The 9,365-nt window shown below is 46.2% G+C and carries 10 protein-coding genes and 1 riboswitch; of the genes, 7 read left to right on the top strand and 3 right to left on the bottom strand.

Annotation, left to right across the window (positions count from 1 at the left end):
• The 4 genes from hxlA to prmB form a co-directional block, all read left to right on the top strand.
• A partial coding sequence (hxlA, locus tag MDMS009_RS02690) for a 3-hexulose-6-phosphate synthase (RefSeq protein ID WP_154646954.1) occupies positions 1–616 on the top strand: 616 nt, incomplete at its 5' end.
• Between the two features lie 11 nt (positions 617–627).
• A complete protein-coding gene (hxlB, locus tag MDMS009_RS02685; protein ID WP_008290270.1) occupies positions 628–1,167 on the top strand; it encodes a 6-phospho-3-hexuloisomerase in 540 nt (179 codons plus the stop codon).
• Between the two features lie 142 nt (positions 1,168–1,309).
• Positions 1,310–2,716 (top strand): 3-isopropylmalate dehydratase large subunit, encoded by a 1,407-nt coding sequence (leuC, locus tag MDMS009_RS02680; RefSeq protein WP_008290298.1) that lies wholly within the window; start codon positions 1,310–1,312, stop codon positions 2,714–2,716.
• The gene (gene prmB / locus MDMS009_RS02675) at positions 2,713–3,639 is read left to right on the top strand and encodes a 50S ribosomal protein L3 N(5)-glutamine methyltransferase (RefSeq protein WP_008290311.1); all 927 of its coding nucleotides are present in this window, start codon (positions 2,713–2,715) and stop codon (positions 3,637–3,639) included. Before leuC ends, prmB begins: the two co-directional genes overlap by 4 nt.
• Before the next feature lie 9 nt (positions 3,640–3,648).
• Here the strand turns inward: prmB and MDMS009_RS02670 are convergent, their stop codons facing one another.
• Both MDMS009_RS02670 and mutH read right to left on the bottom strand, forming a co-directional pair.
• Positions 3,649–4,947 (bottom strand): diguanylate cyclase, encoded by a 1,299-nt coding sequence (locus MDMS009_RS02670; protein WP_008290268.1) that lies wholly within the window; start codon positions 4,945–4,947, stop codon positions 3,649–3,651.
• A gap of 58 nt (positions 4,948–5,005) precedes the next feature.
• Entirely contained in the window at positions 5,006–5,677 is a 672-nt protein-coding gene (gene mutH, locus MDMS009_RS02665; RefSeq protein WP_008290259.1) for a DNA mismatch repair endonuclease MutH, read from the bottom strand.
• 75 nt (positions 5,678–5,752) lie between these two features.
• On the opposite strand from mutH, the gene MDMS009_RS02660 reads away from it, so the two are divergent.
• Entirely contained in the window at positions 5,753–6,676 is a 924-nt protein-coding gene (locus tag MDMS009_RS02660; RefSeq protein WP_008290294.1) for an ABC transporter ATP-binding protein, read from the top strand.
• Entirely contained in the window at positions 6,673–7,455 is a 783-nt protein-coding gene (locus MDMS009_RS02655) for an ABC transporter permease (protein WP_008290296.1), read from the top strand. The genes MDMS009_RS02660 and MDMS009_RS02655 overlap by 4 nt, the downstream gene beginning before the upstream one ends.
• On the opposite strand, the gene dusA is transcribed toward MDMS009_RS02655, so the two are convergent.
• Positions 7,452–8,435, bottom strand: a complete 984-nt coding sequence (gene dusA / locus MDMS009_RS02650; RefSeq protein ID WP_008290273.1) for a tRNA dihydrouridine(20/20a) synthase DusA — start codon at positions 8,433–8,435, stop codon at positions 7,452–7,454. The genes MDMS009_RS02655 and dusA overlap by 4 nt on opposite strands.
• 78 nt (positions 8,436–8,513) lie before the next feature.
• Here dusA and MDMS009_RS02645 point away from each other — a divergent pair, with 78 nt between their 5' ends.
• Positions 8,514–9,215, top strand: coding sequence for a M48 family metallopeptidase (locus MDMS009_RS02645; RefSeq protein ID WP_043887859.1), 702 nt, complete (start codon positions 8,514–8,516; stop codon positions 9,213–9,215).
• Positions 9,216–9,274: 59 nt separating this feature from the next.
• Positions 9,275–9,353: riboswitch (S-adenosyl-L-homocysteine riboswitch) on the top strand.
• The last annotated feature ends 12 nt before the right edge of the window (positions 9,354–9,365 follow it).

The following is a 9,365-nucleotide window of genomic DNA, read 5'->3' as shown; positions in this document are numbered from 1 at the left end:
ATTAGATTCACTGGACTTCGACGCAACAATGGCACTGGCAGAACAAGTTGCCCCTTACGTTGATATCCTGGAAATCGGTACACCATGTATTAAATACAATGGTTTGAAACTGGTTAAAGCACTGAAAGCAGCTCACCCAGATAAGAAAATCCTGGTTGACCTGAAAACAATGGACGCTGGCGAATACGAAGCATCTCCTTTCTTTGAAGCAGGTGGTGATATCACAACTGTTCTGGGTGCTTCTGACATGGCTACCATCAACGGTGTTATCAAAGCAGCAAACGCTAACAACGCTGAAGCTCAAGTTGACTTGATCGGTGTTGAAGATAAAGTTGCAGTTGCTAAAGAAGCAGCACAAAACGGCGCACACATCATCGGTGTTCACACTGGTCTGGACGCGCAAGCAGCTGGTCAAACTCCATTCGAAGATCTGAAAACCATCACTGGTTTGGGTCTGAATGTTAAAGTTTCTGTTGCTGGTGGTATCAACAAAGACACCATCCAAAGCACAGTTCAAGCTGGCGCTGCTATCGTTGTAGTTGGTGCTGCAATCTACGGTGCACCTTCTCCAGCAGAATCTGCTAAAGAACTGCGCGCTTTGGTTGACGCAGCATAAGGGATAGAAAAATGACAATGCATCGTGATCTAGTTGTAAACAAAATCACTGATATTCTTGGTGCTACTGACAGCTCTCTTGAATCTGAATTCGTTGCTATGTGTGATGATGCGAAACGCATCTTCATCACTGGTGCGGGTCGTTCAAAACTGGTAGGTAACTTCCTTGGTATGAGGTTGATGCATAGTGGTTACACCGTATATGTTCAAGGTGAAATCAGCACACCAAGCATCCGTGAAGGCGATTTATTGATCGTTATCTCGGGTTCAGGTGAAACAACTCAGCTGGTTTCATTCGCGAACAAAGCTAAATCTGAGAACGCTAAAGTGGTTTTGATTTGCTCAAAATCAAGTTCAACGATCGGTGATATGGCGGATAAAACAATTCAAATCGGTACCGATGACAGCTTTGCTCCTACAAAGGGCATGCCGATGGGTACCATGTTTGAGTTGTCTACATTGATTTTCTTGGAATCGATCGTTTCTCATCTTATCCATGAGAAAGGCATTCCAGAAGAAGAAATGAAATATAGACACGCTAATATGGAATAACCACCTTTTTCCCTAGCAAAAAAATAAACGGGTAACCTTTTTTGGGTTGCCCGTTTTTTTATGTCTATTGATCAGGCTGATAGAGCTTCTGGCATTGAAAGGGTATAATGAACTGTTATTTACTTTATTAGCTTGAAGACCTATGTCAGCCAAAACGCTCTACGATAAACTCTGGGAACAACATGTTGTACGCACCGATGAAGACGGCACTGCGCTGATCTATATCGACCGTCACCTGGTTCACGAAGTCACTTCACCGCAAGCCTTTGAAGGTCTGCGTCTGGCTCACCGTCTTCCTTATCGCTTGAACTCTATTCTGGCAACACCGGATCATAATGTTCCGACATCTGATCGCGATAAAGGTATCGCTGATCCGATTTCCAGACTACAAGTTGAAACACTCGACAAGAATTGCGCTGAGTTTGGCGTCACCGAATTTGGTTTGGATGATGTCCGTCAAGGCATTGTGCATGTGGTAGGACCGGAACAAGGCGCAACACTGCCCGGCATGACCGTTGTTTGTGGTGATTCGCATACCTCAACCCATGGTGCTTTTGGCGCACTGGCATTTGGTATTGGCACCTCAGAAGTCGAACACGTAATGGCAACGCAATGCCTTATCCAACGCAAATCAAAGAATATGCAGGTTCGCGTTGAAGGTCATGTCAAACCTGGCATTACGGCTAAAGATATCGTGCTCGCCATTATTGGTGAAATTGGCACCGCCGGTGGCACAGGTTACGCCATTGAATTTGCCGGTGAAGCCATTCAAGCGTTGAGCATGGAAGGTCGTATGACGGTCTGTAATATGACCATTGAAGCGGGTGCTCGTGCCGGCATGATTGCCGTTGATGACACCACGGTTAACTACCTCAAAGATCGGCCGTTTGCACCGACAACAGAAAACTGGGATAGCGCTGTTACTGCTTGGTCTGACTTGCACTCTGATGATGGCGCCTTTTTCGATAAAGTCGTTGTGCTCAAAGCGGAAGATATCAAACCACAAGTTACTTGGGGTACATCCCCTGAAATGGTGGTCCCCGTCACCGCGAACGTGCCGGACCCAGAAGTGGAAACAGATTTAGTCAAACGCAACGGTATGGAAAAAGCGCTCAAGTACATGGGGCTATCAGCAAAACAAGCGATTACCAATATTCATCTTGATCGCGTCTTTATTGGCTCATGCACCAATTCTCGTATTGAAGACTTACGTGAAGCCGCCAGCGCTATTAAAGGCGGCAAAGTCTCTGCCAGTGTTAAACAAGCCATGGTTGTTCCCGGCTCAGGCCTGGTAAAACAACAAGCCGAACAGGAAGGTTTGGATAAGATCTTCATAGAAGCCGGTTTCGAATGGCGAGATCCCGGCTGTTCTATGTGTCTGGCAATGAATGCGGATCGTCTGGAAGCCGGTGAGCATTGTGCATCAACCTCAAACCGAAACTTTGAAGGTCGTCAGGGACAAGGCGGCAGAACCCATTTGGTAAGCCCAGCAATGGCAGCGGCAGCGGCAATTGCAGGTCACTTTGTTGATATCACGCATAACACATGACCGATTACCTCGCTGCTCAAAAAGAGCTGAAAACACTGCGCGATTTTTTGCGCTGGACAACATCCCGCTTCACTCAAGCGGGATTGTTTTATGGGCATGGTCATGACGATGCATTTAATGAAGCATCACAGCTTATTCTCAGCACGTTAAAACTCCCAGTAAATGAATTGCCAGAACTGTTTCTGGATGCACGCTTAACCAACGCAGAAAAACAGTCCTTACTGTTACTGATAGAAAAACGCCTTGAGCAACGGATTCCTTTACCGTACTTAATTAACGAGGCGTGGTTTGCAGGATTACCGTTTTTTGTTGATGAGCGGGTATTAATCCCCCGCTCACCCTTTGCTGAGCTCATTGACACACAGTTTCAGCCGTGGCTGAGCAATCCTGATGATGTGTCAGCGATTCTTGATTTATGTACTGGCAGTGGCTGTATTGCGATTGCGCTGGCAATGGCATTTGAAAACGCACACGTCGATGCGGTTGATATCAGTCATGATGCGTTAGCCGTTGCCGATATTAATATCAACAAACATCAGCTAAACGATCAGGTTCGCAGCATTCAATCAGATTGCTGGCAATCGCTAGAGCCCGCAAATCAATATGATTTAATTATCAGTAATCCACCTTATGTGGGCGCGGATGAAATGGCCGGTTTGCCCGAAGAATATCGTCATGAGCCAGTTTCGGCACTTGAGGCCGAAGATAATGGCCTAGCTTTAGTTGAACAAATTTTGCTCAACGCTGCAGATTACCTGACCGATGACGGCTTGTTATTTGTCGAGGTCGGTAATAGCGACGTGGCTGTTGATGAAAAGTGGCCGGAAACATCGTTCCTATGGCTTGATTTTGAACAAGGTGGCCATGGCATCTTCATGCTAGATAAAGCGCAGTGCATTGAGTTTCAGCAACGATATAGATAATGAGCTCAATTATTCGGTGAGCGGTTCTTTTTCACGATACATGACAACACAGTCTCTGCCTGCCATTTTCGCCTGATACATCGCTTTATCTGCCAATTCAAACAGGCTATTGAGTGTATCTTTTTCTGTTTTACGTAATTCTGCCACGCCGACACTGACTGAAATCGGTAACCCCGCCGGTCTGATTTTACGCAAACGCGTCTGCATTCTTTCCAACAAACCATTGGCAGCGACCAAATCACAACCGGGTAAAATAAAGATTATTTCATCCCCTGCCCATCGGGCAATCATATCAACATCACGCACATGACGTTTTAGCCAAGCACCAAATTCGGCCAACAATTCATCACCACGTTCGAAGCCGAAGTCTTCATTAATTTTTTTGAGGTGGTCGATATCCATCACTGCCACACTCAAAGTACGGCCAAAACGATAGGCCTCACTGAAATATTTACCAGCGAATTCGCGTAACGCATGACGGTTAAATAAGCCCGTGACCTCGTCTAGCATCGCTAAGCTATAAAGTGACTTCTGCTGTGTTTTGAGTTCTCTTAGGGTCTGGTAACTAGTGACATGATTAAACACGCGTTGCCGTAATTCTTCTCGCACGATTGGCTTTGAGACATAGTCATTAACGCCAAGATGAAACAGCTCAATTTTACGTGACAGATTGTCAAAGCCAGACGTGGCAATAATCGGCACATTGCCATATTCACTTTGCATGCGCCGAATTTTACGCACCAAGGTAATCCCGCTCATGACACCTTCCAGCATAATGTCGGTAATGACCAGATCATAGTCACCACTCTGAAACGCATCCCAGGCGCTTTCCGCGTAGTTATAGGCATCAACATCCAGCCCCATATCGGTGAGTAGATCAATAATGATAGTCTGCAAAACCCGCGAGTCTTCGATAAACAAAACACGACCCGATAGCTGACGTGACTCACGCTGACTGATACGGGTGAGATAGGTTTCCATCTCGGTAATATCATGTTTACTGAAAATATCGGTAGCACCCGCCAGCAAGGCTTGTTTCAAGCTCTTGGCATTATCATGCTCAGTTAACACCAGCAAGGTTACAAATTCATAGCCATTCAACGAACGCAATTGACTACAAAACTCACTGCTCGCAAAGTCTTTGAGGTTATCGGAACAGCACACCAGTCGGTAGCGGTTTTGTTGAGCTTTTTCTAACCCTTCCGCTCCTGTCCGAGCAGATTCCACCTCAAATCCAGCTGCTACCAACAAGTCTGTTAACTGCCCACAATAATAATTGGAGCTATCTACTACCAGTGCGTTTAACATTTGCTCTCACTGCTTCCTATATAACTATGTCATCCATGTACAATTGGCAACGTTATCATTAATTGAACTGTGTCGCGAGTAATTCACGGGTAAATGCGGTGCGTAAATAAAACCCCTTCGGATTAATCAATGTTGCCTCACCTTCATCACCTCGCGTTTTCGCCATCACTCGACTGTTAGCCGCTTTGGGTCGGATCTGCAAATAGTGACCTTCTTTTGCTGTAATGTCGGCCTGTTCTCCCAGCACAATACGATCCATCAGCTCTTCCCAGTCTTGTCGCAGGATTTTTTCTTGTTCAACAGTTGGCTGCCATAACCAGCCCTGACCTACATAACGCTGTGCAAGCGCCGTCGCCGATTCAGCCTCAACCGGTAACCACAAGACATGCGCCAGTTTCTTTTTCACCCAACTTTGTTGCCATTGCATATTGCCCGATTCGGTTAATGTCACCGTACACACATAGGTAGATTCTTTGGGCTGCCCGTTAGCATTCAAGGGTAGGGTTTTTAACTCAATACCAAGTCGGGTGAAGTCTGGTTCAGCCTGATTACCCGCATCCGCACCAAGGTAATTTTCTAATAGCTGCCCTACCCAGCCTTTGTGGCGACGTAAGTCATCAGGCACGACCACGCCAAGTTCGGCAGCGACCTGGCCTAGGGTTTTGCCTGCTAATTGCTGGCAGCGGCGTATTAATTCATGCTGCGTATCTGGTGGTGGGATAGCTATCATCTATATTTCCAAATTCTCATTAACGCATCGGACATGATAATCTAGCGTCCTTTATTCTGCTTGAAGAGTGGCGCTGTGAAAGCCTTATCTATTAATAATCTCAGTAAGACCTATGGTAATGGTTTCAAGGCATTGGAACAGATCAGTCTGGATGTCGAACAAGGTGATTTTTTTGCCTTACTCGGCCCAAATGGTGCCGGTAAATCAACCACCATCGGCGTGGTGACCTCATTGATCACCAAGACTAGCGGTACCGTTAACGTGTTTGACACCGACCTCGACGAGAATGCCGAACTCGCCAAAAGTTATATCGGTCTGGTGCCACAGGAGTTTAACTTTAACGGCTTTGAGCAGGTCAAGCACATTCTGATTACACAAGCAGGCTATTACGGTATGCCCGCCAGCGACGCTGAGCCGCGTGCGAATGAGTTGCTCAAACAACTGGGGTTATGGGAAAAACGCCATACCCCATCCCGCGCATTATCCGGCGGTATGAAACGTCGTCTGATGATTGCTCGAGCGTTAGTGCATAAACCCAAACTGTTGATCCTGGATGAGCCCACCGCAGGGGTCGATATTGAATTACGTCGCTCTATGTGGACCTTCCTGCGTCGTATCAACAAAGAAGGCACGACCATTATCTTGACTACCCATTACCTGGAAGAAGCTGAAAACCTGTGTCGGAATATTGCCATCATCGATAAGGGCGAAATTGTTGAAAATACCGATATGAAGTCGTTATTAAACCGGCTCGACAAGGAAACCTTTGTGCTTGATTTGAAATACCCTTTGCTTCAAACCATCGAACTGTATGGCCTCGACTATCATCACGTTGATGACACGACCATCGAAGTGGAGCTTTCACGCGGTGACTCACTGAACAGTATTTTCGAATTATTGAGCAAGCACGGGGTAGAAGTCGTGAGCATGAAAAACAAGGTTAATCGATTGGAAGAACTGTTCTTAAACCTCGTTGAAACCACTGAGCAAGCATCATGAACCAAACACGCAGACAACGGCACTGGATCGCCTTCTCGACCTTAGTTACGCGAGAAATTCGTCGTTTTTTTAGAATTTGGCCACAAACCATTCTGCCGCCAGCCATTACGATGACGCTGTATTTCATCATTTTCGGTAATCTGATTGGTAGCCGGATAGGTGAAATGGGTGGCTTTAGTTACATGGAGTACATCGTGCCCGGCATCATCATGATGGCGGTAATCAATAATGCCTATTCGAATGTTGCCTCATCCTTTTTCAGTGCTAAATTTCAAAATCACATCGAAGAACTGATCGTGGCGCCAATCCCTAATTATCTGATTCTGGCAGGTTATGTCGCCGGCGGAACAGCGCGAGGCTTATGTGTCGGTGTGATCGTGACATTGGTATCATTATTTTTCACTCACCTGCCCATTGAGCATATCGCTATCACCATTAGTATGGTGATTCTGAGTGCCATCTTGTTTGCATTGGGCGGCTTTATCAACGCAATCTACGCACGTAGCTTTGATGAAATATCTTTGGTACCCACCTTCATTCTGACACCGCTCACTTACTTAGGTGGTGTGTTTTATTCGATCAGCCTGTTGCCTGAGTTTTGGCAGAACGTGTCGCTACTGAACCCAATTCTTTATATGGTTAATGCATTTCGTTTCGGTATGTTGGGTGTGTCAGACATTCCCGTTGTCGCTGCATTTAGCATCATTTTGCTATTTATCGTACTGCTGACCAGTTTTGCCTTGTACTTATTAAATAAAGGCACGGGGCTGCGTAACTAATCGACCAAATCCAATGCTTGTTGCAGAATATGAATACCCGCACCCGGCAGATGCGCATTTTCACTAATGTGGCGACGCCAACGTCGGGCACCGGCTTGCCCCTGGAACACGCCCAGCATATGACGAGTGATTGATTTTAACGGCCGTCCCTGCGCCATGCGTTTTTCAATGTATGGCAACATCGCTTCAACCACCTGATGACGTGTTAACACACTGGCATCATGACCAAAAATCGCTTCATCCGCCTGTGCCAGCAGAAAAGGGTTATGGTAAATCGCTCTGCCCATCATCACGCCATCAACATGCTGTAAATGTAGCTGTGCTTCTTCCAGTGTGTTGATGCCGCCATTAATATCGATATGTAAATGCGGAAAATCTTGTTTTACCTGATACACGCGATCATAATTCAACGGCGGTACATCACGATTTTCTTTAGGGCTTAAACCTTTCAGCCATGCCTTGCGGGCATGCAAAATAAAGGTGTCGCAACCAGCAGCAGATACCTTTTTAATAAAATCAGTAAGAAATTCGTAACTATCGTGTTCATCAATGCCTAGCCGCGTTTTAACCGTGACCGGAATGCTGACCTGATTTTGCATGGCAGCCACTCCCTCAGCCACGACATCGGGCTCAGCCAGCAGGCAAGCACCAAAACGACCAGACTGCACCCGATCACTGGGGCAACCTACGTTGAGATTAATCTCATCATAACCAGCGTCTTCCCCCATTTTTGCACACTGCGCGAGATCGTTTGGTTCCGAGCCGCCAAGCTGTAAAGCCAGCGGATACTCCAAGGCTTCATGGGCAAGAAAACGATCTCTATCGCCATAAATCAGGGCACCTGTTGTGACCATTTCGGTGTACAGAAGACTGTGCCGGGAAATAAGTCGTAACATGTAACGGCAATCACGATCGGTCCAATCCAGCATGGGTGCTACAGAGAGTTTTCTCGCATCGTTCAGGGAAATTTTGGCGGACATAGGCTTCATGTTTTTAATTTGACTCAGTATTTTCTCAAATCACTGGCTAAAAATCTGCTTATTCGCCAAAATTATTCTATGACGCATATTCACGGTGACGGTTTCAGGGTCGCCATTATTCGTAGCAAACGACGTAAGACGTTGGCATTGGCGGTGGCCAATGGCGAGGTCTCTGTTCGTATGCCTGCCAAAATGGCAGTGCACCATGCTGAACGCTTTATCCAACAAAAGACCGCATGGATACAACAAAAACTAGCGGCGCATCCTGCCACAAAGAAAAGACTCTTTACAGAGGGTGAACCATTGTTGCTTATGGGACAGCAGGTTTATCTTTCGATCATTCCAGACAGTACGGCTAACCAAGTCAAGCTGACTAAGCAATCATTGCTTGTTGATCTAAAAAATAAAGCCCCGTCGCAAGCGGTAATCCTCAAACACATCACTGATTGGTATCAACAACAGGCAACACAGCATTTGATGGCGCGTTGCCGAGCGCTTTCTGAGGTGACGGGTTTGCTCCCGAGAAGTATCATCGTGAAAACCTATAAAGCACGCTGGGGAAGTTGCACCCGGGTTGGCGATATTCAGTTCAACTGGAAACTGATCATGGCACCAAAAGCGGTGATCGATTACGTTATCATTCACGAACTTTGTCATATCAAACAACACAACCACTCCGCTGCTTTTTGGCAATTGGTTGAGAACTTTTGTCCGCACTATAAAGTCCATAGAGCGTGGTTAAAAAATAACGGGCATCAACTCAGTCTGAGCATGCACTGACAGCTACCTAAGTAAGTGCCAAGCTTGTATTTTTTTCCGTATCGATTACTATATGCAACTTGAATAAGGAACGCTGCAACAGGTTATTCACCTGCTAGGCTTATTCACGTCGAGATTTTTAAACTGCGTTCATTATTAACAGGTAACTGA

This window comes from Methylophaga thiooxydans DMS010, from assembly GCF_000156355.1.
Classification (GTDB): Bacteria; Pseudomonadota; Gammaproteobacteria; order Nitrosococcales; family Methylophagaceae; genus Methylophaga; species Methylophaga thiooxydans.
Note: the sequence above shows the minus strand (reverse complement) of the source record. Positions and strands in the feature narration are given on the sequence as shown.

Coding starts and splice junctions, on each gene's coding strand:
- prmB (WP_008290311.1), top strand. CDS start 2,713: ATGACCGATTACCTCGCTGCTCAAAAAGAGCTGAAAACACTGCGCGAT.
- MDMS009_RS02670 (WP_008290268.1), bottom strand. CDS start 4,947: ATGTTAAACGCACTGGTAGTAGATAGCTCCAATTATTATTGTGGGCAG.
- MDMS009_RS02655 (WP_008290296.1), top strand. CDS start 6,673: ATGAACCAAACACGCAGACAACGGCACTGGATCGCCTTCTCGACCTTA.
- dusA (WP_008290273.1), bottom strand. CDS start 8,435: ATGTCCGCCAAAATTTCCCTGAACGATGCGAGAAAACTCTCTGTAGCA.
- mutH (WP_008290259.1), bottom strand. CDS start 5,677: ATGATAGCTATCCCACCACCAGATACGCAGCATGAATTAATACGCCGC.
- MDMS009_RS02645 (WP_043887859.1), top strand. CDS start 8,514: ATGACGCATATTCACGGTGACGGTTTCAGGGTCGCCATTATTCGTAGC.
- hxlB (WP_008290270.1), top strand. CDS start 628: ATGACAATGCATCGTGATCTAGTTGTAAACAAAATCACTGATATTCTT.
- leuC (WP_008290298.1), top strand. CDS start 1,310: ATGTCAGCCAAAACGCTCTACGATAAACTCTGGGAACAACATGTTGTA.